Below are 23,479 nucleotides of genomic sequence, written 5' to 3'. Positions count from 1 at the left end.
GCCGACCTCCCGGCCCGCAGCTATACAGATACGAAACCGTCTCGTATCGAAACTACGGAGCACCCATGGCCCTCGACGCAACCTCCGTCCCCGGTGACGCCACGCCGGGCCCGACCGCCGGTGGCGCGCCGCCGGCCGCCGATCTCGACCCCCGTCGCTGGTGGGCCCTGGCGGTGCTCTGCCTGAGCCTGCTGCTCATCGTGATGGACAACACCATCATCAACGTCGCCCTGCCCACCATCCAGAGCGACCTCGGGGCCACGGCCAGCCAGCTCCAGTGGATCGTCGACGCCTACGTGCTGGTCTTCGCCGGGCTGCTCCTCACCATGGGCAGTCTCGGTGACCGATACGGGCGCAAGCCCGCGTTGTCGCTCGGCCTGCTCATCATGGGGTCGGCGTCGGCCATCTCCGCCTGGTCGAGCGACCCCGAGCAGCTGATCTTCTGGCGCGCGGTCATGGGCATCGGCGGCGCGCTGATCATGCCGGCGACCCTGTCGATCCTCACCAACGTCTTCACCGACCACCGTGAGCGGGCGCGGGCCATCGCCATCTGGGCGGGCACCTCCGGCATGGCCGTGGCCATCGGCCCCGTCACCGGTGGCTGGCTGCTCGACCACTTCTGGTGGGGCTCGGTCTTCCTCGTCAACGTGCCCGTCGTGATCGTGGCGCTCGTGGCCGGCTACCGCCTCATCCCGAACTCGAAGGATCCCCACCCGCCGGCCCTCGACCCGCTCGGGGCGGTGCTGTCCATCGCCGGCCTGGTGACTCTCGTCTGGGCCATCATCGAGGCCCCGCAGAAGGGCTGGACCGACGGCGTCACCCTGACCGCGTTCGCGATCGCGGTGGTCCTGCTGCTGGCCTTCGCGGTCCACGAGAAGCGCAGCGACCACCCGATGCTGGACGTGAACTTCTTCCGCAACCCGCGCTTCAGCGCCGCCAGTGGCGCCATCACGATGACCTTCTTCGCCATGTTCGGGACGCTGTTCCTGTTCACCCAGTACATGCAGTTCGTCCTCGGCTATTCGCCGCTCGCCACGGGGGTGCGCTTCATCCCGATGGCGGCGGTGACGATGGTCGTGGCGCCCTCGAGCGCCCGCATCGTCGAGCGGGTGGGCTCCAAGGCCGTGGTGGCGGCCGGGCTGGGCTTCACCAGCCTCGCCCTCGCCCTCGGCACGTTCCTCACCGCCGACGGCGGGTACCTGCCGCTGCTCGGGGTCCTGTTGATCATGTCGGTGGGTATGGGCCTCACCATGGCGCCGGCCACCGAGTCGATCATGGGCTCGCTGCCGCTGGCGAAGGCCGGCGTGGGGTCGGCGGTCAACGACACCACCCGCCAGGTCGGCGGCGCCCTCGGCGTGGCGGTCATGGGCAGCCTGCTGGCCTCGGCCTACGGGTCCAAGATGACCGACTTCCTCGCCGGCCTGCCCGTCAGCGTGCCCGAGCGGGCGGCGTCGGCCATCGAGGACAGCGTCGGTGCCGCGGTCAACATCGGGGCCGGGCTGCCCGGTCCCGCCGGCAACGCGCTCACGAGCGCCGCGCAGTCGGCGTTCGTCGACTCGATGGGCACGTCGCTCTGGGTGGCGTCCGGCGTCGCGCTGGTCGGCGCGATCATCGCTCTCGTGGCGCTGCCCGCCCGCGCGGTGATCCCGGAGGACTCGGCCGGATGACCGCAGCCTCCTCGATGGCGCGCCCGCCGGGCCGCCCCCTCGACGAGCACGCCAGCACGGACATCCTGGACGCCGCAGTCGTGTTGCTCACCGAGGAGGGCTTCGGCGGGGTCACCGTCGACACCGTCGCGGCTCGCGCCGGTGTCTCGAAGGCGACCATCTACCGCCGTTGGTCGACCAAGGAGGAGCTCCTGCTCGAGGCGGCGAGCTGCCTGTCGGGTGCGCCCGACGAGCTCCCCGACACCGGGTCCCTCCGCGGCGACCTCGCCGCGCTCTACGAGGGGTTCCTGCCGGCGCTCATCGACGGCGTCCCCGGACAGATGCTCCCGCAGATGGTGGCCGAGGGGACCCGCAACCCCGAGATCCGCCGGATGCTGGCCGACTTCGCCGACAGCCGCCGCACCCGGTGGCGCACCGTCCTCGAGCGGGCGTCGGATCGGGGCGAGCTGGTCGAGGGCCTCGACGCCGAGGTGGTCGTCGACTGCCTCACCGGCCCGCTGTTCACCCGACTGCTGGTGACCGGCCGCCCCCTCACGCCGGCGCTGGCCGAGCAGGTCCTCGACGTGGTGCTGGCCGGCGTCACCCGGCGGGCCATCGGGTAGCCGCTCTCCACCGGAGCGTTCCGCGGAACGTCCTGGGTGTCGGGAGTGTCAGGGGGTCGCCCGGGCCGGGACCACGGGGTGGTCGAGGTGGAGCGTTCGTCGGCAGGGTCGGCAGGGGTGACCGCGGGCCAGGGCGACCGACCGCTCAGATTCTCTCGCCGTAGGCGTCGCAGTCGGGGTTTTCGCAGACGAAGGTCGGGTCGAGGACGTTGGCGGTCTCGGCCGGGAGCGCGGTCACGCCACAGGCGGGGCAGATCGGGGCGCGTCCCTCGTCGTCGTCGTCCTCGTCCTCGAAGCCGTCGGTGTTCACACGCCGACGGTACCGGCGCCATCCGGCGGAAGAGGTTTCGGGCCCTGCCCGCCGGCCTTGTGGGCGTGCCGCCGACGCACGGCCGACCACGAGCGCGCGCTGCTGTACACGGCTGTACAGGGTCCTACTTCTCGGAACGGGGAGCGGGGCGCGTCTTGTAGCGTGCAGGCCATGAACATCCCCGACGACCTGCGGTACTCGACGGACCACGAGTGGGCGAAGCTGGAAGACGGCAAGGTGCGCATCGGCATCACCGACTACGCACAGGACGCCCTGGGCGACGTGGTCTACGTCGACGTGCCCGAGGTCGGCCGAACGGTCAAGGTCAACGACACCTTCAGTGAGGTCGAGTCCACGAAGTCCGTGTCCGACATCTTCGCACCGATCGCCGGCACCATCGTCGAGGTGAACGAGGCCTTGGCCGACGCGCCGGAGCGCCTCAACGAGGATCCTTACGGTGAGGGCTGGATCTGCGTGATCGAGCCGACCGACGCAGGGGAGCTGGACGCGCTCCTCGACGCGGACGCCTACCGGGCCCTCACCGAGGCCTGAGGGATCGATCGACGTCGTGGGGGAAGGAGTACGGGGTGGCTGAGGTCTTCTGCAACAACTGCGGGCACGGGAACCCCTTGGGGGCCAACTTCTGCTCGTCGTGCGGTGGCCCCCTCGACCTGGCCAACCAGGAGAACACCACCGTCACCTTCCACCCCGACGACCCCGGGGAACCGTCGGACGAGTTGGCCGTCGATCTCGACGAGCTCCCCAACGACGTCGGCATGCTCGTGGTGAAGCGGGGCCCGAAGGCGGGCTCGCGGTTCGCGCTCACCGACCCGGTCACGACCGCCGGCCGCCACCCCGAGAGCAACATCTTCCTCGACGACATCACCGTGTCGCGGCGCCACGTGGAGGTGCGCAAGGGCGGCAGGGACTACTACGCCAGCGACGTGGGCTCGCTGAACGGCACCTACCTCAATCGGGAGCGCATCACGTCGCCGGTACTGCTGGCCAACGGCGACGAGCTCCAGATCGGCAAGTACAAGCTGGTGTTCTTCATGGGCGCCGGCGACGAATGAAGCGACCTCAGGGCGGGGACCGGCGAGCGCGTCGCCGGGGGCCGGCCACATGACGGAACGGGCGCACCTCTCGATCGGCGAGGTCCTGGCGTTGCTCCAACAGGAGTTCCCGGACGTCACCATCTCGAAGATCAGGTTCCTCGAGAGCCAGGGCCTGCTCGACCCCGAGCGCACCCCCTCGGGGTACCGCAAGTTCTACGAGCCCGATGTCGAGCGCCTGCGCTGGATCCTGCGTCAACAACGCGAGAACTTCCTGCCCCTCAAGGTCATCAAGGGGCGTCTCGAGGAGGCCGGCGACCAGCCGGTGCCCCCGGACCCGCCCCGACTCCAGGCGGTGGCGCCGCTCGGCGCCGAGGCGGGATCCGCTCCGGTGGTGGGCGGGACGGATTCCAGCACCCTCGACGCCGGCATCACCTCGGTGAGCATGACCGCGGACGAGCTCGCCCTCGCGGCCGGCCTCACCCGGGAGATGCTGGTCGAGCTCGAGAAGTACGGCCTGCTCAGCGGGCGCTCGGTGGGCGCGTCGGTGCTCTACGACGACGACGCCCTGCTCGTGGCGCAGGTGGCGGCGGCCTTCCTCCGCCATGGCATCGAGCCGCGCCACCTGCGCATGTACAAGGTGGGTGCCGACCGCGAGGCGGGCTTCCTCGAGCAGATCGTCACGCCGGTGCTCAAGCAGCGCAACCCTGCGGCGCGACGCCAGGCCGTGGAGACCGTCGAGGAGCTCACCGGCCTCGGTCAGAGCCTGCGGGCCGCGCTGCTGCGGGAGAGTCTGCGCAACCTCCTCGGCCCCTGACCGGTCGTCGCACCCCTCGGGTAGGTTTGGGGGATGGTCGAGATGGAGCTGGTGGGAGTCCGCGTCGAGCTGCCCACCAACGCGCCGATCGTCCTGTTGCGGGAGAAGGCCGGTGAGCGCCGGCTCCTCCCCATCTTCATCGGGGCGCCGGAGGCCACGGCCATCGCCTTCGCCCTCGAAGAGGTCGAGACCCCACGTCCCATGACCCACGACCTCATGAAGGACGTGCTCGACGACCTGGGCGTCACCGTCGAGCAGGTCGTCGTGACCGCGCTGAAGGACGCCACCTTCTACGCCGAGCTCCACCTGTCCGCTCCCGGTGGCACCCACCAGGTGTCGAGCCGGCCGTCCGACGCCATCGCCCTGGCCGCCCGCACCGGCTCGCCGATCTTCGCCGCCGAGGCGGTGCTCGACGAAGCCGCCTACGCGGTCAGCGAGGAGGACGAGGAGGAGGAGCAGGAGGTCGTGGAGCAGTTCAAGGAGTTCATCGACAACGTGAACCCCGAGGACTTCGCCTCCTGAGACCAACGCGGGCCGCGCGATCAATCGCGCGCCTCGCGCGATTGCCCGTTGACGGGGCGCGCGGCGCGCCCTACGCTCCGGGTCACACCATCGTAATTCCGCAGGTGTCGTTCGGGGTGAGGGCCCCGGGTGCCCGGCGGACCAAAGGGGAACCGTGACGACCACCACCGCCACCACCGGGTCGGTCGCCGAGGGCTTCAGCGGCAAGCGCACCGCGGAGATCGTCGGCATCACCTACCGCCAGCTCGACTACTGGGCCCGCACCGACCTCGTGCGCCCGTCGCTCGTCGACGCGAAGGGCAGTGGCTCGCGCCGGCGGTACTCCTACCGGGACCTCCTCGAGCTGAAGATCATCAAGAAGCTGCTCGACGCCGGCATCCGCCTCGAGACCGTTCGCGACGTGTTCACCTACCTCCGCGACAACCTCGGCGAGGACGTGGTGAGCGCCAACCTCGTGATCAGCGACCACACCGTGGTCCTGGCCAGGAGCGACCAGGAGATGATCGACCTCATCCGCAAGGGCCAGGGCGTGCTGAACCTGCTCCCGCTCCAGGGGGTCAAGGACGAGATCGACGCCGTGGTGTCGCTGCCGGTGCTGGACGATGCCGACGCCGGCCACGCCGTGGTGGAGGCTCCCGCGGCCAAGGCAGCCGGGAGCCGCTGAGTCGGTCGCGGCGGCGCGCCGCCGGGTGGGTGTCGCGCCAGGGCTGCACAGTACGATCCGCCGGGTGATCCGCACTTCGCCCCTGGACGCCGAGCACCGGGCACTGGACGCCAAGATGGTGCCGTTCGGGGGCTGGGACATGCCCCTCAACTACCCCGAGGGCACCCTGGCCGAGCATCGGGCCTGTCGCACCGGAGCGGTCGCCTTCGACGTCTCACACCTGGGCACCGTCCGGGTGCAGGGCGAGGGCTCGCTCGAGATGCTCCAGCAGGCCCTCACCAACGACCTCACCAAGGTCGGGCCGGGCCGTGCGCAGTACACCCACCTGCTCGACCCCGACGACGCCTCCGTGCTCGACGACATCATCGTGTGGTGGGTCGACGAGCACCGCTTCGACGTCATGCCCAACGCTTCGAACACCGATCGGGTGGTCGCCGCGCTGACCGACGGGGCCCCGTCGACGGTCTCGGCCGGCGACGTCACCGAGGAGCGGGCCGTCATCGCCGTCCAGGGCCCGGGTGCCCGTGAGCGCCTCGTCGCCGTATCGCCGGAAGCTGCCGCCGTCGGCCGCTTCCACGTCGCCCCCTTCACCTGGCAGGGCATCGAGTGCCTCGTGGCCGGCACCGGCTACACCGGCGAGGACGGTGTCGAGTGCGCCGTGCCCGCGGAGCACGCCGGCGCCTTCTGGGCTGCGGTGCTCGCGGCCGGCGTCGTGCCTGCCGGCCTCGGGGCTCGCGACACGCTGCGCCTCGAAGCAGGCCTCCCGCTCCACGGTCACGAGCTCGGCCCGGGAATCACCAGCCTCCAGGCCGGCCTGGGCTGGGTGGTCAGCTGGGACAAGGGCGCCTTCCGTGGTCGCGACGCCCTCGCCGCCGAAAGGGAGCGAGGTATCGCCCGGCGCCTCCGCGGGCTCGAGGTCGAGGGCCGGCGCCCGCCCCGTGCGGACCAGGCGGTCCTGGTCGACGGCGAGCCCGCCGGCGTCGTCACCAGCGGCAACTTCTCACCCATGCTCGAGCGGGGCATCGCCCTCGCCTTCGTCCCGCCGTCGGTCGAGATCGGCGACGAGGTCGCCATCGACGTCCGGGGCACCGCGGTGCCCGCACAGGTCGTGAAGACCCCCTTCGTCCGACCGGACTGACCCACCGCCGACACGCCGGCTCGCTCGGGCACCACCCCCTCGAACGACCACCGCACCGCAAGCACACATCACGAGCACCCACCACCCCACCCGACCCCGCCAGAGACAGGAACGCCCGTGGGCCACTACGTCCCCCACACCGACGAAGAGATCGACGAGATGCTGGCCTTCGTGGGCCTCGACTCGCTCGAGTCGCTGTTCGAGACCATCCCCGCCGCGCTGCGGTTGGTGGCCGGCGACGACGGCCGCTACCTCGACCTGCCCGACGGCCTGGCCGAGGCCGACGTCCTGTCCGAGATGGGACGGCTCGCCGCCGCCAACCAGGCGCCTGGTCTCGGGGAGCTGGTGTGCTTCGCCGGCGCCGGCGCCTACGACCACCAGGTGCCGTCCGCGGTGCGCTCGCTGATGTTCCGCAGCGAGTTCGTCACGGCCTACACGCCGTACCAGCCAGAGGTGGCCCAGGGCGTGCTGCAGATGCTCTTCGAGTACCAGACGCTGATCAGTCGTCTCACCGGGGTGGGCATCGCCAACGCCTCGCTCTACGACGGTGCCACGGCCTGCGTCGAGGCCGTCAACCTGGCGGTGGCCGCGAGCCGCAAGCAGGGGGTGCTCGTGAGCCGGGGCGTCCACCCCAACTGGCGCGACACCATGACGACCTTCGCCAAGGGGACCGGCCACCGGCTCGTCGACGTCCCTCTGGCCGACGACGGCACCACGGCATGGCCCGATGCGGGCGGGGCCGAGGTCGGGGCGGTGCTCGTCCAATACCCGAACTACCTCGGCTGCATCGAGGACCTGGCGGCCGCCCGTGCGTGCGCCGACGCCCACGGGGCGCTGCTGCTCGTCGCCGGCGACCCGGTCTCGGCCGGGCTGTTGAAGACGCCGGGCTCCTTCGGCGCCGACGTGGTGGTGGGGGAGGCGCAGCCCTTCGGCACGCCCCTCAGCTTCGGTGGCCCCTACCTCGGCTACTTCGCCTGCCGGGAGGAGCACGTCCGGCGTCTCCCCGGGCGGCTCGTGGGCGAGACCGTCGACGTCGACGGTCGTCGCGCCTACGTGACCACCCTGCGGACCCGCGAGCAGGACATCCGCCGGGAGAAGGCGTCGTCGAACGTCTGCACCAACCAGACGCTGATCGCGGTGGGCTGCACCATCGCCCTGTCGTGGCTGGGCACCACGGGCCTGCGCGAGCTGGCCCTGCGCTGCGCCCGGGCCACCAGGTACACGCGTGACGCGGTGACGGCCATCGACGGGGTCGAGCCGGTCACCAGCGCGCCGATGCTCCGCGAGTTCGCCGTGCGCCTGCCCCTGCCCGCAGAGACGGTCATCGAGCGCATGGCCGACGAGGGCTTCCTCGCCGGCGTCGCCCTCGACGAGGCCGACTACGGCGGCGGGCTTCTGATCGCCGCCACCGAGCGGCGCACCCGCGCCCAGATCGATGCCTACGCCCAGGCGCTCCAGAAGGTGGTCCGCTGATGCCCGACGCCCGCACCTCCCGTTCCGACCGGTCCGCCGCTCCTGGGGGCCGTGCCACGAGCGCCCCGATCATGGGCCGCGCCGAGGAGCCGACCGTCTTCGAGCTCTCCGTGGCCGGGCGCAAGGCCTGGACCTTCCCCCGCACCGATCTGCCCGAGTGGGGTGCCGACGAGCTCGTCCCCGCCGAGCACCTGGCGGACGAGGCGCTCGAGCTGGCCGAGGTCAGCGAGCGCGACCTGGTGGCCCACGTCACCCGCCTCAGCCACCGCCAGTACTCGGTGGACCTCGGCGCCTACCCCCTCGGGTCATGCACCATGAAGTACAACCCGAAGCTCTGCGACGACTCGTCGGCGCTCCCGGGATTGCGCGACATCCACCCGTCGGCCCCTGCGGCCCTCACCCAGGGCTGGCTCGAGCTGCTGGTCTCGCTCGAGGAGTGGCTCTGCGAGGTCACCGGCATGCACGCCGCCACCCTCCAGCCGCCGGCCGGCGCCGCCGGCGAGCTCACCGGTCTGCTCCTCATGCGTGCCTGGCACGACGACCAGTTGGCCACCGGTGCAGCCACGAAGGCCCGCACGAAGGTCATCATCCCGGACTCCGCCCATGGCACCAACCCTGCGTCGGTGACCCTCGGCGGGTACGAGACCGTCACGGTCCCGAGCGACGACCGCGGCTGCGTCGACGTGGCCGCGCTGCGTGAGGCCCTCGACGACGAGGTGGCGGGCATCATGCTCACCAACCCCAACACGTTGGGTCTGTTCGAGGAGGACATCGCCGAGATCGCCGCCGCGGTACACGAGGTGGGCGGCCTCCTCTACTACGACGGCGCGAACCTGAACGCCATCCTCGGCGTCGTCCGCCCCGGTGACATGGGCTTCGACATCGTGCACATGAACCTGCACAAGACCTTCGCCGTCCCCCACGGCGGCGGGGGCCCTGGCGCCGGCCCCGTGGCGGTCTCCGAGCGGCTCACCCGCTTCCTGCCGGGGCCCCGACCCGTGCGCACCACCGACGGCTCTTTCGACTGGGAGACGCCGGCCGACTCCATCGGCCGGGTCCACGGCTGGCACGGCAACGCCCTGGCCCTGGCCCGCGCCTACAGCTACATCCTCGTCAACGGCGGCGACGGCCTGCGGACCGTGTCGGACATGGCCGTGCTCAACGCCAACTGGGTCCGCCACCGGCTCCGCGGCGTGTACGACATCCCCTTCGACCGCCCCAACATGCACGAATGCGTCCTGGCCACCACCAGCCTCAAGAAGGCACAGGGGCTCACCGCGCTCGACGTGGCCAAGCGCCTGCTCGAGGAGGGCTTCCACGCGCCCACCACGTACTTCCCGCTGATCGTGGCCGAGGCGCTCATGATCGAGCCCACCGAGACCGAGAGCCTCCAGACCCTGGAGGCCCTGTGCGAGGCCCTCGAGCGCATCGCCGCGGAGTCCGGGGAGCAGGCGCACGAGGCGCCGCGCACCGCGCCGGTGCGCCGCCTCGACGAAGCCCGCGCCGCCCGCCACCTCATCCCCACCTACGACGCCCGCCTCGCCGGCGAGACGGCCGAGGGGTAGGCCACCGCGATCAGTCGAACAGGTCGGGCTCGAGGCGGGCGATCCACTCGTAGAGCGACTGGTAGCTCAGCCACCCGGCCTGGTGGGTGCCGATCTGGCCGGCGGTGAGCCGGGCGGTGTCGGGGTCGATCAGCTTCGGCGTGCCCGCCGCCTCGGCCAGGAGCTGGGCCTGGCAGGTGCGCTCCATCGTGACGAACCACCACGCCGCCTCGTCCACGGTGTGGCCGACGGTGAGCAGGCCGTGGTTGCGCAAGATGGCGGCCTTGGCGTCGCCGAGCGCGTGGGCGATGCGCTTGCCTTCTTCGGTGTCGTAGACGACGCCGGTGTAGTCGTCGAAGAGCACGTGGTCCTCGTAGAAGACGCACGAATCCTGGGTGAGGGGGTCGAGCCTGCGCCCGAGCGACGACCAGGCCTTGCCGTGCACCGAATGGGCGTGGGCCGCGGCCATGACGTCGGGGCGGGCGGCGTGGACCTGGGAGTGGATGGCGAACGCGGCGCGGTTCACGTGGAACTCGCCTTCCAGGACCTCGCCCTGGTGGTCGACCAGGAGCAGGTCGCTGACCCGGATGTGGTGGAAGCTCATGGCGAACGGGTTGACCCAGAAGCAGTCGGGGTGCTCGGGGTCGCGGGCGGTGATGTGGCCGGCGACCCCCTCGCCGAAGCCCAGGCGCCCGAAGATGCGCAGCGAGGCGGCCAGGCGGGCCTTGACGTGGGCCCGCTCGTCCTCGACGGAGGCGAACGAGGGGGTGGCGAAGGGCAGCTTCAACTCGGCCATGGCCCCAGTCTCTCGGATGGTGCCGACGTTCGCTCCCACCGCGTCGGTCCCTCTCGGAGGCCCTGCACGAGGAGTACCTTGTCGGCCGTGCGCACCCACCTCCGCCTCCCGGTCGCCGCGGTCCTCGTCGCCCTCGCCGCGACAAGCTGCTTCTCGGTCGACGACGGCTTCCCGTCGGTGAACGGCTGCAAGCTCAAGCCCAACACCCAGTGCGAGGACAAGGACCTCTCGGGCGAGGATCTCATCCAGGCCCAGTTGCTGAACGCACAGATGGCGGGCGTCGACCTGTCCGACGCCGACCTCACCCAGGCGCAGCTCACCAACGCCGACATCAGCGAGGCCAACCTCTCCGACGCCGACCTGACCCAGGCCACCCTCGCCAACACCATCTTCGACGGCTCGGACCTGCGCGGCGCCGAGCTCACCCAGGTCAGCTCGAACAACACCCGGTTCCGGGGAGCCGACCTGCGGGGCAACGACCTCTCCAACATCGACTTCCTCAACGCCGACTTCCGGGACGCCAAGCTGGCGAGCGTCGACCTGTCGGGCGCCAGCCTGCAGAACGCCGACCTGACCGGCGCGGATCTCACGGGTGCCGACCTCTCGAACGCCGATCTCCTCAACGCCGATTTCACCGGAGCGAAGCTCGCCGGGGCCGACCTGACGGGGGCCAACACCCAGAACACCGTCGGGCTCCAGGCCGCCACCGGCTGAGCGGGGAACCTGGAGCCCGACGGCCCTTCACCTCGCACCGCCCGAACGGGCGGCACGGGAGACTGCGGCGGCTCAGCCGCCCATGTTCAACAGCACCTTCGAGTGGTCCATGGGGTCGTACTTCACGTTCACGACCGCACCCGGCTGCACCTGGGGCACCGCCACCATCGGCAGGATGGTCGAGGTCTGGGCCTGGAAGGGCGCCTGGCCCGGGGGGCTCACCTGGAGGGTGATGATGACCTGGGGGTTCATGTTCACGTAGGTGCCGGTCTGCTGGAGGCCGAGCACGGTGGCGGGGGCATCGGCCCCCGTCGCCATGAGCGCCTTGCCGGCCTTCGAGTTGCCGGTCATCCCCGCCACCATCCGGTAGACGAAGAAGATCACGACCGCCGAGATGGCGAGGGACACGAAGAGCCAGAAGAACATCTGGCCGTAGATCTGGTTCATGAGACGGGCACCTTCTCCCATAGGACGAGCATCTGACTTGGATCCGCCGGGTTGACCCGGACGGGGAGCTGCCGGCCCACGGCCACCTGGGCCACCCGGAGGGTGCTCACCTCGGTGGTGTGGGTCACGGTGTACGGCGACATGCCGGCGACGTTGACGGCCATGTCGAGGGCGTAGACGGGGTTGAGGTTCGACTGCTGGCCCGTGGGTCGTGAGCCGGTGATGGTGGCCGTGCCCTCGACCCCGGAGGGGATCTGGTAGCCGACGGTCGAGCCGGCGTTGAAGGCGGCCATGGTGGCGTTGGCCTGGGCCATCGAGTCCGCCGCCATCGCCATGGTGCCGCCGAACCCCGGCTTGTAGCCCTGGGCGACCATCAGGTTGTCGCTGGCCTGGGTCAGGGGTCGGAAGAGCTTGTAGACGACCAGGTTGATGACCCCGATCAGGATGATCACGGCACCGCTGAAGATGAGGGCTTGGGCCTGGATGTTGCTGGCCAGGCCGTTGATGCCGTCCTCGCTGTTCGCACGGGCGATGAAGCCCCAGACCACGAGCACGCCGCCGGTCACGAGCATGATGGCGCTGAACCAGCGCCAGAACTTCCCGCTCATGACTGGCTGTACATGACGCCGTAGCGGGTGCGGACGGCCTCGTTGGTGGCCATGCGGTTGACCCAGCCGACGTTGATGCCGGCCCAGGTGCCCGGGGTGACCCCTTGCGTCTCGAGCCAGGCCTCGGCCTGATCGGGCGTGCCCAGGTTCTGGCGGGCCATGGCCGCGGTGATCTGGGCGTACTTGTCGAGGGTGATGCCGTCGATGGGCGCCCAGACCGGGTCGTTCAGGTCGACCGGCTGCTGAGCGGAGGCCTGCGCCGCCATGGCGTTCTGTTGCATCTGGGACGCCTGGTTGATGAGCTCGGGCGTCGCGTTGATCGTGTCCTTCATGTCCTTGAAGAGCCCCACGGGCACGCTCCTCGGTCTCGGGGGTGATCAGGCGCCACCCGGTGGGGCCATCTTGGGCAACGACCGGCGTCGTGCCATGAGTAATCGCTACTCAAATCGACCGTGGCGACCTGCCGGCGGGCCTGGGTAGCGCGCCGGACCGCCGCGTGTGTCGCGGCGTCAGGTGGCGATGGGTCGGGTGGCCCGCGCCTCTCCATCGACCGGCCCCGTGGCGTCCGACGGGCGTCGTCGGTGGCCCAGGAAGGGCTGCTCCACGAGGTGGTACGACAGCGAGGCGAGCGCGAGGCTCAGCGCGATGGCCCCTCCGGCCACGAGGCTCCACGGCGCCGTGTCGAACTGCGAGTAGAGCAGCTTGTACACGGGGAGGTGCCAGAGGTACAGCCCGTAGGAGATCAGGCCCAGGTACACGAGGGGGCGGGCGCTGAGCGCGTGCTTCAACGGCGAGTCGGCCGTGACCAGGTGCAAGATGATCACCGAGGCGCAGACCGCGGCCGCGGCCATGCCCACGGTGATCATGGCGTCGCCCTCCGGGTCCATCGCCCCCATCGCCACCAGGACCGCGAACGCAGCCACGGCGACCCATCCCGGGACGACGAGCCTGGTCCGGGTGTACACGAACGCCACGACGACCCCGAGCAGGATGGCGTCGATGCGGGTGTCGGTCGAGCGGGTCACGTAGATGAGCAGGCCACCGTCGGCCCACCGCACCAGGTCCCCGGCGAAGAGCCAGAGCGAGGCCCGCCAGAGGGCGACGACGGTGGCGAGTGCCGCGGGCACCACCCATGGATGGCGGGCGAAGCGGCCGCGGACGGCGGCCAGGAACAGCAGGGGGGCGACGACGTAGAACTGGGCCTCGATGGCGAGCGTCCAGGTGTGGGCCAGCACGCCCATGGGCTCGTCGTTGATCCGGGCCCAGTTGCTCATCCACAGCGTGGTGAACAGGGCCTCACGGGTCTCGTCGTAGCCGCGCCAGGCCGCCCAGATGAGGACGAGGGGCAAGAACGCGACCAGGCCGGGCAGCAGGCGCACGACTCTGCGCCGGTAGAACTCCGAGGTGCGGACGTTGCCCGTGGCGTCCCACTCGCGCATGAGCAGGGCGGTGATGAGGAACCCCGAAAGGGCGAAGAAGGCGCACACCCCGAGGGCGCCGTACGCGCGCGGGCCGTCCCCGGTCGGGAGGTGGTGGTAGAGCACGGCGACCACTGCGAGGCCGCGCAGGCCGGACAGTGCGCTGACGTTGCCGAAACGGCGCCTGGTCGGGTGCGTCTCGCCGCGGCTCTCCCTGGTGTCGGTGTCGCTCACCGCGCCGACCTCGCCCTCGTGGAGCGGTCCCCAGAACTAGGGTGACGTCCCCTCCCATGGAACACGTTCCCGTCCCGTTCAACCGACCCACGACCAGCGCCCGCTCGATGGAGAACGTGGCGGAGGCGCTCGCCGCCCACCACCTCGCGGGGGACGGCCCCTTCACCGCGACCTGCGCCGAGCTCCTCGAAAAGCACATGGACGGCGCCCGAGTGCTGCTCACCCCGTCGTGCACCCACGCGCTCGAGATGACGGCCCTCCTGCTCGAGGTCGGTCCGGGGGACGAGATCCTGATGCCCTCGTTCACCTTTGTCTCGACGGCCAACGCCTTCGTGCTGCGAGGGGCCACACCCGTGTTCGTCGACATCGACGAGCGCACCGGCAACCTCGACCCGGACGATCTCGAGCGTCGCATCACCCCGGCCAGCCGGGCGGTGGTGGTGGTGCACTACGCCGGGATCTCGTGCGACATGGATCGCATCGGAGCGCTGGCCGACGCCCACGGCCTCACGGTCATCGAGGACAACGCTCACGGGCTGTTCGGAACGTGGCGCGACCGGCCCCTGGGGACCCTGAGCGCCATGGCCACGTTGAGCTTCCACGAGACCAAGAACGTCACCTGCGGGGAGGGCGGGGCGCTGGTGCTCAACGATCCGGCACTGGTCGAGCGGGCCGAGATCATCCGGGAGAAGGGTACCAACCGCAGCCAGTTCGTCCGCGGCGAGGTGAACCGCTACGCGTGGATGGACGTCGGGTCCAGCTACCTGCTCTCCGACGTGCTCGCCGCAGTGCTCGCCGCTCAGCTCGAAGAGGCCGAGGCCATCCAGGCGGCCCGCAAGCAGGTGTGGGATCGGTACCGCGAGGAGTTGGCAGGATGGGCGGCGGCGCATGGATGTGGGCTCCCGGTCGTGCCGGCAGGGGCGGGGCCGGCGTGGCACTCGTTCCACGTGCTCCTACCCGATCGAGCAGCCCGCGATCGCCTCATCGAGCACCTGCGCTCCCGGGGCGTGGGGGCGCCGTTCCACTATCTGCCGCTGCACCTGTCGGCGATGGGGCGGCGCTACGGCGGCACCGAAGGCGACTGCCCCGTGACCGAGTCCTTCAGCGGCCGCCTGTCGCGTCTGCCGTTGCGCCACTCGCTCACCGAGGCGGAGGTGGACGCCGTGGTGGCGGGCGTGGAGTCGTTCCGGCCTTGAGCGGCCCTGAGCGGCCCTGACAGCCCTGAGCGGCCCTGAGGAGGGCTGAGGGGCCCGACAAGCGTCAGGCGGCCGCGGGCGTCCGGAGGTGAGCGGCCCGCGCCCGCGACACGATCTCGAGGCCATCGAGACCGGGCAGGCGCTGGATGCGGCGATCGATGCGGTCCGCGACCTTGGCGCCGTCCTCGCCGCCGAAGAGATGGCGCACCATGAAGCTGACGTCGGTGGCCGGGGCGACGCCCGAGCCCACCGGTCCCCAGTAGCGACGCAGGGCGAAGCGGGTGAGCCCCTGTGCCCGACGGTTGCCGGCGAGCCGGCGCTCGGCTTCGGAGGCGTAGAAGTCGACGTGACGGCCTTCCTGGCGCATCAGACGCTTCATCAGTGCGGTCAGCACGGGGTGGGACTCGAGGCTCGACAGTCGCCCGTAGGCGGCCTGGGCGGTCCACTCGTTCACCGCGCCCCACATCATGTGGATGGCGGTGAAGTCCCGCATGGCCCAGGAGCCGACCATCGAGGCGAGCGTCCCGACGTTCTGGCGGGCACCGCCGAGGCGCCGGCGGAGCGGTTCGACGCGCCCCATTCCGGACGGTCGGCCGTGAGCGTCGAGCACGGCGGCAAGCGCCTCACCGTGGTACAGCTCCTCGAGGTTCCAGATGGTGAGGAACGTCGTGACCCGGTGGTCGTCGTGGGCTCGGGTCACGAGGAGGTCCCGCAGGTAGCACACCGTGTGGAACTCGATGTCGTGCATGTACTGGAGGCACCGCAGACCGGCGTCGGAGACCGGGCGATCCCGGAACACCGAGAGGTCCAGGTCGTCCCAGGTCACGCGGCCGGAGTGGGCCTGGTAAGCGTCGATGTCGAAGCGCATACCTCCTCTTCGTAGCCGATGCGGCCCCGGATCACCCGCCGTTCACGGGAAGGGCGTCCGGTCCCGTTCAGCGGCCCAGGTGGTCGGCCAGGGAGTGGGCCAGGGCGAGCATCAAGGGGCCCGCCGGCGGGGTGGGCTGGGCCTCGATGGACTCGAGCGTGGCCACCAGCACCGTGCCTCCCGGGCGGGGGTGGACACTGACGGTGAACCAGCACGTCGGGCCTTCCGGCGGTCGCACGGTCAGCTGGACGAGGCCGACCGAGCGGTCGACGTAACTCACGTCCCCGAGCTCGTCGGCGACCTCGAGCAGCGCGGGCACCACGGCGCCGACGTCCACGCCGACCCACACCGCTTCGTCGGTGATGACCTCGATGGTGCCGACGGCCGGGCTCTCTGCGGGTCGGGGGTCGTCACCGCCGCCAGGGCGGGTGGCCGCTGGGGAAACGGGAAGATCCCGCAGCAGCCGGTAGGCGGCGATGATGGTCGCGGTCCGTTCGCCGGCGCCGATCGGGTGCTCGGTGGTGTCGGGGTGGTGGGCGCGGACCTGGGCGAGGAAGGCAGACCGGAGCACCCGCGGCGACGCGTCGGCCTGCACGCCCAACACCGAACGGGCCTCGTCGGGTGTCACCTGGGTACCGTGCCTCTGTGGACCCCATCGTCGCCACACCTCGCCCGCTGGTCCTGCTCTCGCGCGGCCTCATCCGCCACTGCCCGATCTGCGGGAGCGGGCACCTGTTCCGTCGCTGGTTCGTCATCCGCGAACGGTGTCCCCGGTGCGCGTTCAAGTTCGAGCGGGTGGAGGGTCACTGGATCGGCGCCATCGCCATCAACACCATCGCGGCGTTCGGTCTCATGTTGGCGTCCATCGTGGTCGGGGCCTTCCTCACCTACCCGGACGTGCCCTTCGCCCCGCTGGTCACCGTCGCGGTGAGCATCGCCGTGCTCGTGCCGCTGCTGTTCCTGCCCTCCTCGCGCACGCTGTGGACCGCCATCGATCTCTGGATGACCCCCGCCGACCCGCTGGAGTTCGTGCGCGACCCCGACCGCTCGACCTGAGAGCCGGGCCCGCCCGCTCACGTGTGGCAGTGGCCGGCGCTGGGAGGCAGATCGAGGGCCGGGTTGCGATCGAAGAAGCCCACCGGGACGAGGCTGAAGCCGGTGCGCTCCACCGGCATCACCGGCCAGTCCTCGGGCCGGGGCACGTGGGTGACGCCGAACGTGCACCAGAGCACGACGTCGGTGTCGGCCACGGGCCGGTCCGCGGCCGTCCACTCCGGGAGCCCGCCGCCGGTGCTCTGGTTGGCGTACGGTCCGGCGGCCCGGAGCTCGCCCTCGTCGAAGGGCGTGACCCAGAGGTGGCGGGTGGCGAAGCCCGCCCGCCGACGCACCGAGGCGTCCTCCCCGGCGAGCAGGGTGGGCCACGCACCGGGGAGCAGCTTGTAGGCGACGGGGCGTCCGAGGCGGTTGCGGACCGACGGGTTGACGATGCGCCAGGTCCGGCTGCGCGTCGGGTCGACGAGGCGCTGAGCCCCCAGCTCGGTCTCGAGCAGCGTCTCGACGGTGGTCATGGCGTTGCTGCGGGGGTTGTCGGGGCCGGCGGGCAGCGCTTCGACGTCGACCTCGTAGACCGAATTGCCGGGGCCGTCCACGCACATGTCGAGGCGCACGTTGAACAGGTGCTGGTGCAGGGGAGCGGCCAGCTCCGGGGCGATCATGACCGACTGGAGCGGGGGGTGGTCGTCGGCCACGGCCATGGTCTGCATGATCCCGGTGAGCTTCACCTCGAGCTCGATGGTCCCGTCGAGGTACAGGTACCAGTAGAAGGCGTACTCGTAGTTGCCGACCGTGTAGATCGAGCTGATCACGAAGCGCCGGTTGCGGCGCACCTCGGTGGTTCCGCTGTGGAGGTCCTGGTGCTTCCAGAGGATGCCGAAGTCCTCCTCGTGGAGGCAGATGGCCTGGGCGACGGTGGAGGCGCCGCCCCGCTCGGTGGCCATCACCGCGTCGAGGTAGACGATCTCGCCGAGGCAGTCGCAGCCCAGCGCCAGTGAGTTCACGAAGCGGCCCATGCCCCACTCGCCCGCGTCGAACGCGTTCTTCCAGTCGTGGGTGGGGGCCGTGGTGCCGTAGGGGACGACCATCTCGCTCAGGGCGGCGCGGTGGAGGATGGGGCGGACCCGCTCGCCGTCATCCCAGCCGACCTGGTGGAGGACGAGGCCCTCGATCGGATCCATGGAGACCCGCAGGCGCCAGTTCTCCCAGCTCAACAGGTTGCCCTCGACGGTGAAGCTGGGCCCGTCAGGCTGCACGATCTCGAGAGGCCGCAGCGTGGTGCGGGCCGGCCCCGCCCGCTCGATGTCGTAGTTCGCGCACTCGGCGGGGATCGGCACGACACCGTGGTCGAGGATCTCGACGACCCGGCGGCCGGCGAGGTCGACCACGGCGACGAGCCCCTCGATGGGATGCGCGTAGCCGTTGTCGGTCGGGTCGTGGCGCACGTAGGCGACCACCCGGGTGAGGCGGGTGCCCTCCTCGAAGGCGTCGCCGAACGATCCTGCGGGCCACGGGTCGACCTGCACGGTGGACAGGTCGGTGATGCCCCGCCGGGCCAGGGCCTCACGCCAGGCCTCGGACTCGTGGAGCACGCCCATCGCATCGACGATCTCGGTGAACAACAGCGCCGGCCGGGCGCCCGGCACGACCCGCCAGGAGCGCATCTCGTCGGCGGTGACCGACACCACGGCCTCGGCCAGGGCGTCGGGCCCTTCGACGACGACACACCGGACCTCTCTATCCACCGGGTCTCCCGGCCGATAGGTGCCGACCACCGCTTTGTCCGGCTCACGGAGGGTGATGGTGGCGAACAGCACGTCTTCGGTCGATCGCTCGCGGCGCACGATGGACGCGGCGCGCTCGATCTCGGCCGCGGTGAGGGCGTCGAGGGGGTGCATGGGAAAAGCCTCCCACGTCCAGGAGACCCTCCCGCGACGATCGCGGGCCCGCGAGTGGGTCGCCGCCGCGGTCTGCCTCGTCGTGCCCGTCGTGCTGGCGGCCGGCCCGGCGTGGGGCGAGGCGTCAACGGCCATGGACCGGTCCTCGGCGCCGGCCGTCTCCGCCGCGAGCGCCGAGGGAGACGTCTCTTGTCCTGGCGACCTCGACGGTGTCCCGCTGTCGCTGGACCAGGAGTTCGCGGGGACCCCGCGTGCGCTGGCCAACGACGAGGGCGTCCTGGTCCGCTACACGCTGCTGTGCCCCTACGAGCGGGCCGACGGCCGTGCGGTGGCCGACCTCACCCTCTCCTGGAGCCGCTACGACGCCGAGGACCTCAACTGCGAGACGCTCGAGCTCACCTCGGAGCCCGCCGGGGACGGGCGCATCCAAGGTGCCCTCGACCACCCGAGCCTCAGCGCGCGCGTCACCTACGGCGCGGCATCCGAGGAGGTGCTGCCTGCGGTCGAGGACGGGGCGGCCGAGCTCCTGACGCGGGTGCCCGAGGACGCCGCGCCCTGTGCCGGGGGAGCGTCCGCCGGCGTCGACGCCAGCATCGCGGTGCCCGAGGCATCCTCGTCCTCGGGCGTCCCGATCGCGCTGGCCGTCGTCCTGCTCGGGGGCACCGCGCTCGTGGTGCTCGTCGTCGGCCTGCTGCTGCGACGGGGTAAGCAGCGCCGGCAGCGGGCCGCGGCCGCCGCTGCGTCCGACCCCGGGGTGAGCCAGCTCGCCGCCGCGCTCCGCGCGCAGCGAGCCGGCGGGCCGGCCGTGGTGGAGGACGCCGCGATGCCGGCGGGCGCCGCCGCGGCGGTGTCCACCCCGCCGGTGCCGTCTGGACCACCCCCGGATCCAGGGCCAGGCGCGCCAGGGACTCCGGCCGGGGCCGACGAGCGTCGACACGCCGCGGAGGTGCTCCGCCTCGCCGAGGGTCGCCGGCTCGCGCTCGAGGCCAGACTCGGAGTCGCGCGTGCCGATCTCGCGACGCACCGCGCCCACGCGGACGCCGTCCGGCGCCTCGTGGCTTCGGTGGTGGCCGAGCGCGAGCACCCGGAGTACCTCGCGTCCTTCGCCGGCCTCATGGCCCTCGCCGGGGCGGCCACCAACCTGGTCAGCACCAGCGCCCGCCGCGCCGCGTCCCTGGTGGACGACGACACCGTGGGCGATCGTGCCCTTGCGCTCGATGCGCTGCACCTGGACGTGATCGCCGCCGCCGAGTCCGGCCTCGACGACTCGCGCTTCTGGCTCTGGCAGGACCGCCGCCTCGCGGTGGTCGAGGCGTTGACCGTGCTCGAGCGCATCGCTCCCCGGCTGGTGAGCGTCCAGATCCGGCTCTCCCGACAGGTCGCCGACCTCGGCCGGGCCCTGGAGATGGCCCGCCATGACGCCGAGTGGGCGCGCGCGACCCTCGGCGCGCTCGGTCCGCCCGCCCCCGACCTCTCCGCCACCCCGACTCCCGATCCGCAACCGCCGGGTCCGTGACCCGCAGGAGGATGGACCTGACATGAGTGCGACGATCGACGACCTGCAGCGATGGTGTGCCCTCGCGGGCTTCGGCAGCCGGGTGGTGCAGGCCGGGCCACCGTTCCGGCTGCTCGTCAGCCTCGAGGACGACGGTGGCCTGCTCACCATCACCGTCGACGGCCCGATGGGCCCCGAGGATCCGCTGCGCCTCCGCTACCGCTTCGACGTGGCCGGCGCCATGGACCCGACGCGGTTGGCCCGCCTCCTGGACGCCGCGGTGATGCAGCGCTCCGCGATGGTGGATGCGCGTCCGGCAGGGCCCGACGAGGTCGACATGGTGGTGGCGTTGTACCCGGATGGCGTGAGCCGTCACGGGTTCATGACCGGGGTGTTCGAGTGCCAGAAGCTCCGCCGGATCGTCCGGGGCGAGGTCGACGGCGCCCTCGCCAGCGAGGCGGCGTTGGCCTCGCTGCTCGCTCTCGCCGATGCGTCCGACGGGCTCAGCGACGCGATCGAGGCGGCACTCCCGACGGGGCCCTGAGGGCACGCAGGGCGGGAAGGCCGGTCAGGACAGGAAGGTCAGGACAGGAAGGCGGCGAGCGCCGCGGCGAAGCGAGGGGGGTCCTCGGCCCCGCTGAGCTCGCGGGCCGAGTGCATCGCCAGCTGCGCCACGCCCACGTCGACCGTGGCCACGCCGAGCGCCGCCGCGGTGAGGGGGCCGATGGTCGACCCGCAGGGAAGGTCGGACCGGTTCACGTACTCCTGCACCGGCACCCCGGCCCGTTCGCAGGCGAGGCGGAACTCGGCGGCGCCGACCGCGTCGGTCGCATAGCGCTGGTTCACGTTGGTCTTGATCACCGGACCCCCGTTGAGAGCGACGTGGTGGTCGGGCTCGTAGCGCTCCACGTAGTTGGGGTGCACGGCGTGGGCCATGTCCGCGGAGGCGCACCGCGACGCGGCGAGGGCCCGTCGCAGCTCCACCGTGCCGCCGCCCCGCGAGGCCACGATGCGCTCGAGGATGGCCGGGAGCAGCGCGCCGCCGGCGCCACGCTCTGTCGTGCTTCCCACCTCCTCGTGGTCGAAGAGGCACAGCACCGCGGTCCGTGCGCCGGCCAGGTCGTCGGCGGCGACCGCCGCGTCGAGCAGGGCATGGGTGGCGGCCCAGCAGGAGCAGAGGTTGTCGAGGCGCGGGGCGCTGACGAGCTCGTCATCCACGCCGAGGAGGGTCGACGGCGTGAGGTCGTGCGCCATCGCGTCCCAGGCGATCACCTCGCCCGGGTCGGCCCCGATCGACTCCGCCACGAGGGTGCGGAATCCGCCCTCCACCGGGGTGCCGAGCCCCCACACGGGGGTGAGGTGGGCCTGGCGGTTGAGCTGGAGGCCCCGCTGGTCGATCTCACGGTCGAGGTGGATGGCGAGCTGGGGCACCCGCAGGAGCGGTCGGTCGATGCGCAGCAGACGGGTGGTGACGCCGCCGTCGTCGGCGCGTACGGCGACGCGACCGGACACCCCGAGGTCGCGATCGAGCCACGAGTTGAGGAGCGCACCGCCGTAGACCTCGACGCCGAGCTGGCGATAGCCCACCCGGCCCGTGTCGGGTCGGGGCTTGATGCGCAGGTTGGGGCTGTCGGTGTGGGCCCCGATGAGCCGGAACGGCAGGTCCGGACGATCGGCGCCGCCCGTCCACGCCACGATGGCGCCGGCCCGACGGACGAAGCGGTCCCGACCGTCGTCCTCCGGCCAATCCGCGGTGTCCAGCAACTCGACGAAGCCGGCCGCGAGGAGTCGCTCCGCCACGACCTCCACCGCGTGGAACGGGGAAGGCGCCGCATCGATGAACGACAGCAGGTCGGCAGTGGTGGCGGAGAGGGGGGTCATGGCTCCAGGTCGGTGCAGTCGCGGAGGGCGGCCCACGAGGTCGAGGCCGACTCGGCCTCGGCGCCCGTGAGGGGGCGGGGCCGGCCACCGACGATGGTCGCGGGCTCCCAGGTGTAGTCGTCGATGCGGCGGCCCGTGGCCGTCACGTGCAGGACCCCGGTCTCGGCCCCCGGGCCACCAGAGGTGTAGAAGGCGAAGTTGCCCAAGCCGTAGGCGACGAGGGCCTCGCCCCGTCGCCCGGCACCGAGGAGTCGGTGGGCGTGGCTGCCGACGACGATGTCGGCGCCCGCATCGATCAGCGCCTGGGCGAGGTCGGGCTGGGTGGCGTTGGGGCAGGTGGTGCCCTCGGTGCCCCAGTGCAGGAAGACGACCACGGTGTCCGACTGTGGCCGGGCGGCCGCGACGGCACCGACGAGGCGGTCGCGCTCCTTCGCCGACGCCAGGCCCGGCTGGCCGTCCGTGGCGGTCCAGCGGCCGATGAGGTTGCCGTCGAGGACGTCGGTCGCGCCGAAGATGGCGATGCGCTGCCCGTTGACCACCTGCTGGTGGGAGGCATAGGCCTCGGTGGCGTCCACGCCGATGCCCACCACCGGGAGGCCGCTGGCGTCGCGGGCGGCGAGCGAGTCGGCGAATCCCTCCGGGCCGTAGTCCATGCCATGGTTGTTGGCCATCGTCACCACGTCGACTCCGGCAGCTCGGAGGGCGTCGAACGCGGTCGCCGGGGCGCGGAAGGTGTAGGTCTTCGGCTCGGGCGTGCCGCCGTCGGTGATGGCGGTCTCGAGGTTGACCATGGCGATGTCGGCCTGGGCGAGGGACGGGGCGATGTCGGCGAGCACGGTGCCCGGGTCGGCCTCGAGGGCGGACCGGAGCTCGCCCTCGAAGTGCACGTCGCCACCGAACGCGAAGGTGACCGGGCCCTTCACCACGGGGACCTCGCTGACCGAACGTGCGGTCGCGGCGGTGGTGGTGGTCGGCCTGACCCCAGCCTCTTCGGGACCGGTCGGCAGTCGGGCGATCTCGGTCGTGCTGCACGCGGCGAGCGCGACGACGGCCAGCAGGATCAGCGTCGGCCGAGCCACGCC

Annotated in this window: 26 protein-coding genes; 15 read left to right on the top strand and 11 right to left on the bottom strand. The window is 71.6% G+C overall.

Annotated elements, in window-relative coordinates; translation table 11 throughout:
- The first annotated feature begins 65 nt into the window (after nucleotides 1-65).
- Nucleotides 66-1,667: an MFS transporter gene (locus JNK12_07365; protein MBL8775731.1), complete on the top strand. Its 1,602-nt coding sequence runs from the start codon at nucleotides 66-68 to the stop codon at nucleotides 1,665-1,667.
- Complete coding sequence (locus JNK12_07360; protein MBL8775730.1) at nucleotides 1,664-2,269, top strand: TetR/AcrR family transcriptional regulator; 606 nt, start codon at nucleotides 1,664-1,666, stop codon at nucleotides 2,267-2,269. Before JNK12_07365 ends, JNK12_07360 begins: the two co-directional genes overlap by 4 nt.
- A 145-nt stretch (nucleotides 2,270-2,414) precedes the next feature.
- On the opposite strand, the gene JNK12_07355 is transcribed toward JNK12_07360, so the two are convergent.
- Nucleotides 2,415-2,579 (bottom strand): hypothetical protein, encoded by a 165-nt coding sequence (locus JNK12_07355; GenBank protein MBL8775729.1) that lies wholly within the window; start codon nucleotides 2,577-2,579, stop codon nucleotides 2,415-2,417.
- Between the two features lie 171 nt (nucleotides 2,580-2,750).
- Here JNK12_07355 and gcvH point away from each other — a divergent pair, with 171 nt between their 5' ends.
- From gcvH to gcvPB, 8 genes are all read left to right on the top strand, one after another.
- Nucleotides 2,751-3,131, top strand: a complete 381-nt coding sequence (gene gcvH / locus JNK12_07350) for a glycine cleavage system protein GcvH (GenBank protein MBL8775728.1) — start codon at nucleotides 2,751-2,753, stop codon at nucleotides 3,129-3,131.
- 224 nt (nucleotides 3,132-3,355) lie between these two features.
- Nucleotides 3,356-3,652, top strand: a complete 297-nt coding sequence (locus JNK12_07345) for an FHA domain-containing protein (protein ID MBL8775727.1) — start codon at nucleotides 3,356-3,358, stop codon at nucleotides 3,650-3,652.
- A 49-nt stretch (nucleotides 3,653-3,701) separates the two neighbouring features.
- The gene (locus tag JNK12_07340) at nucleotides 3,702-4,448 is read left to right on the top strand and encodes a MerR family transcriptional regulator (protein MBL8775726.1); all 747 of its coding nucleotides are present in this window, start codon (nucleotides 3,702-3,704) and stop codon (nucleotides 4,446-4,448) included.
- 33 nt (nucleotides 4,449-4,481) lie between these two features.
- Entirely contained in the window at nucleotides 4,482-4,970 is a 489-nt protein-coding gene (locus tag JNK12_07335; protein ID MBL8775725.1) for a bifunctional nuclease family protein, read from the top strand.
- Nucleotides 4,971-5,124: 154 nt separating this feature from the next.
- Nucleotides 5,125-5,634, top strand: coding sequence for a MerR family transcriptional regulator (locus JNK12_07330; protein ID MBL8775724.1), 510 nt, complete (start codon nucleotides 5,125-5,127; stop codon nucleotides 5,632-5,634).
- Nucleotides 5,573-6,772: a glycine cleavage system aminomethyltransferase GcvT gene (gene gcvT, locus JNK12_07325; GenBank protein MBL8775723.1), complete on the top strand. Its 1,200-nt coding sequence runs from the start codon at nucleotides 5,573-5,575 to the stop codon at nucleotides 6,770-6,772. The genes JNK12_07330 and gcvT overlap by 62 nt, the downstream gene beginning before the upstream one ends.
- 117 nt (nucleotides 6,773-6,889) lie before the next feature.
- Complete coding sequence (gcvPA, locus tag JNK12_07320; protein MBL8775722.1) at nucleotides 6,890-8,245, top strand: aminomethyl-transferring glycine dehydrogenase subunit GcvPA; 1,356 nt, start codon at nucleotides 6,890-6,892, stop codon at nucleotides 8,243-8,245.
- Between the two features lie 71 nt (nucleotides 8,246-8,316).
- The gene (gene gcvPB / locus JNK12_07315) at nucleotides 8,317-9,810 is read left to right on the top strand and encodes an aminomethyl-transferring glycine dehydrogenase subunit GcvPB (protein ID MBL8775721.1); all 1,494 of its coding nucleotides are present in this window, start codon (nucleotides 8,317-8,319) and stop codon (nucleotides 9,808-9,810) included.
- 10 nt (nucleotides 9,811-9,820) lie between these two features.
- Here gcvPB and JNK12_07310 read toward each other — a convergent pair whose 3' ends face one another.
- Nucleotides 9,821-10,585: a class II aldolase/adducin family protein gene (locus JNK12_07310; protein ID MBL8775720.1), complete on the bottom strand. Its 765-nt coding sequence runs from the start codon at nucleotides 10,583-10,585 to the stop codon at nucleotides 9,821-9,823.
- Between the two features lie 87 nt (nucleotides 10,586-10,672).
- Here JNK12_07310 and JNK12_07305 point away from each other — a divergent pair, with 87 nt between their 5' ends.
- Nucleotides 10,673-11,299 carry a pentapeptide repeat-containing protein gene (locus JNK12_07305; protein ID MBL8775719.1) on the top strand — a complete coding sequence of 209 codons (627 nt, stop codon included), beginning with the start codon at nucleotides 10,673-10,675 and terminating at the stop codon, nucleotides 11,297-11,299.
- A 72-nt stretch (nucleotides 11,300-11,371) separates the two neighbouring features.
- Here JNK12_07305 and JNK12_07300 read toward each other — a convergent pair whose 3' ends face one another.
- The 4 genes from JNK12_07300 to JNK12_07285 all read right to left on the bottom strand — a co-directional run bounded on the left by JNK12_07300 (nucleotide 11,372) and on the right by JNK12_07285 (nucleotide 14,006).
- A complete protein-coding gene (locus tag JNK12_07300; GenBank protein ID MBL8775718.1) occupies nucleotides 11,372-11,746 on the bottom strand; it encodes a hypothetical protein in 375 nt (124 codons plus the stop codon).
- Nucleotides 11,743-12,354, bottom strand: coding sequence for a hypothetical protein (locus JNK12_07295; protein ID MBL8775717.1), 612 nt, complete (start codon nucleotides 12,352-12,354; stop codon nucleotides 11,743-11,745). The genes JNK12_07300 and JNK12_07295 overlap by 4 nt, the downstream gene beginning before the upstream one ends.
- The gene (locus JNK12_07290; GenBank protein ID MBL8775716.1) at nucleotides 12,351-12,704 is read right to left on the bottom strand and encodes a hypothetical protein; all 354 of its coding nucleotides are present in this window, start codon (nucleotides 12,702-12,704) and stop codon (nucleotides 12,351-12,353) included. The genes JNK12_07295 and JNK12_07290 overlap by 4 nt, the downstream gene beginning before the upstream one ends.
- Before the next feature lie 159 nt (nucleotides 12,705-12,863).
- Nucleotides 12,864-14,006, bottom strand: coding sequence for an acyltransferase (locus tag JNK12_07285; protein MBL8775715.1), 1,143 nt, complete (start codon nucleotides 14,004-14,006; stop codon nucleotides 12,864-12,866).
- Nucleotides 14,007-14,062: 56 nt separating this feature from the next.
- Between JNK12_07285 and rffA the strand changes: the two genes are divergently transcribed.
- Nucleotides 14,063-15,202, top strand: a complete 1,140-nt coding sequence (gene rffA / locus JNK12_07280; GenBank protein MBL8775714.1) for a dTDP-4-amino-4,6-dideoxygalactose transaminase — start codon at nucleotides 14,063-14,065, stop codon at nucleotides 15,200-15,202.
- A gap of 64 nt (nucleotides 15,203-15,266) precedes the next feature.
- On the opposite strand, the gene JNK12_07275 is transcribed toward rffA, so the two are convergent.
- Both JNK12_07275 and JNK12_07270 read right to left on the bottom strand, forming a co-directional pair.
- Entirely contained in the window at nucleotides 15,267-16,070 is an 804-nt protein-coding gene (locus tag JNK12_07275) for a hypothetical protein (protein ID MBL8775713.1), read from the bottom strand.
- A gap of 67 nt (nucleotides 16,071-16,137) precedes the next feature.
- Nucleotides 16,138-16,698, bottom strand: a complete 561-nt coding sequence (locus JNK12_07270) for a J domain-containing protein (GenBank protein ID MBL8775712.1) — start codon at nucleotides 16,696-16,698, stop codon at nucleotides 16,138-16,140.
- 17 nt (nucleotides 16,699-16,715) lie between these two features.
- Between JNK12_07270 and JNK12_07265 the strand changes: the two genes are divergently transcribed.
- Complete coding sequence (locus tag JNK12_07265; GenBank protein MBL8775711.1) at nucleotides 16,716-17,126, top strand: DUF983 domain-containing protein; 411 nt, start codon at nucleotides 16,716-16,718, stop codon at nucleotides 17,124-17,126.
- Between the two features lie 17 nt (nucleotides 17,127-17,143).
- On the opposite strand, the gene JNK12_07260 is transcribed toward JNK12_07265, so the two are convergent.
- On the bottom strand, nucleotides 17,144-19,021 hold the full coding sequence (locus tag JNK12_07260) for a primary-amine oxidase (protein MBL8775710.1): 1,878 nt from the start codon (nucleotides 19,019-19,021) through the stop codon (nucleotides 17,144-17,146).
- On the opposite strand from JNK12_07260, the gene JNK12_07255 reads away from it, so the two are divergent.
- Nucleotides 19,020-20,537: a hypothetical protein gene (locus JNK12_07255; GenBank protein MBL8775709.1), complete on the top strand. Its 1,518-nt coding sequence runs from the start codon at nucleotides 19,020-19,022 to the stop codon at nucleotides 20,535-20,537. The genes JNK12_07260 and JNK12_07255 overlap by 2 nt on opposite strands.
- Before the next feature lie 22 nt (nucleotides 20,538-20,559).
- Nucleotides 20,560-21,060, top strand: a complete 501-nt coding sequence (locus JNK12_07250) for a hypothetical protein (protein ID MBL8775708.1) — start codon at nucleotides 20,560-20,562, stop codon at nucleotides 21,058-21,060.
- Between the two features lie 38 nt (nucleotides 21,061-21,098).
- Here the strand turns inward: JNK12_07250 and JNK12_07245 are convergent, their stop codons facing one another.
- Both JNK12_07245 and JNK12_07240 read right to left on the bottom strand, forming a co-directional pair.
- Complete coding sequence (locus JNK12_07245; GenBank protein MBL8775707.1) at nucleotides 21,099-22,397, bottom strand: M18 family aminopeptidase; 1,299 nt, start codon at nucleotides 22,395-22,397, stop codon at nucleotides 21,099-21,101.
- Nucleotides 22,394-23,476 (bottom strand): CapA family protein, encoded by a 1,083-nt coding sequence (locus JNK12_07240; GenBank protein MBL8775706.1) that lies wholly within the window; start codon nucleotides 23,474-23,476, stop codon nucleotides 22,394-22,396. The genes JNK12_07245 and JNK12_07240 overlap by 4 nt, the downstream gene beginning before the upstream one ends.
- Between the last annotated feature and the right edge of the window lie 3 nt (nucleotides 23,477-23,479).

The sequence above is a fragment of the Acidimicrobiales bacterium genome (genome assembly GCA_016794585.1).
Lineage (GTDB): Bacteria > Actinomycetota > Acidimicrobiia > Acidimicrobiales > DATDAH01 > JAEUJM01.
This window is presented reverse-complemented; position numbering and strand designations above follow the sequence as displayed.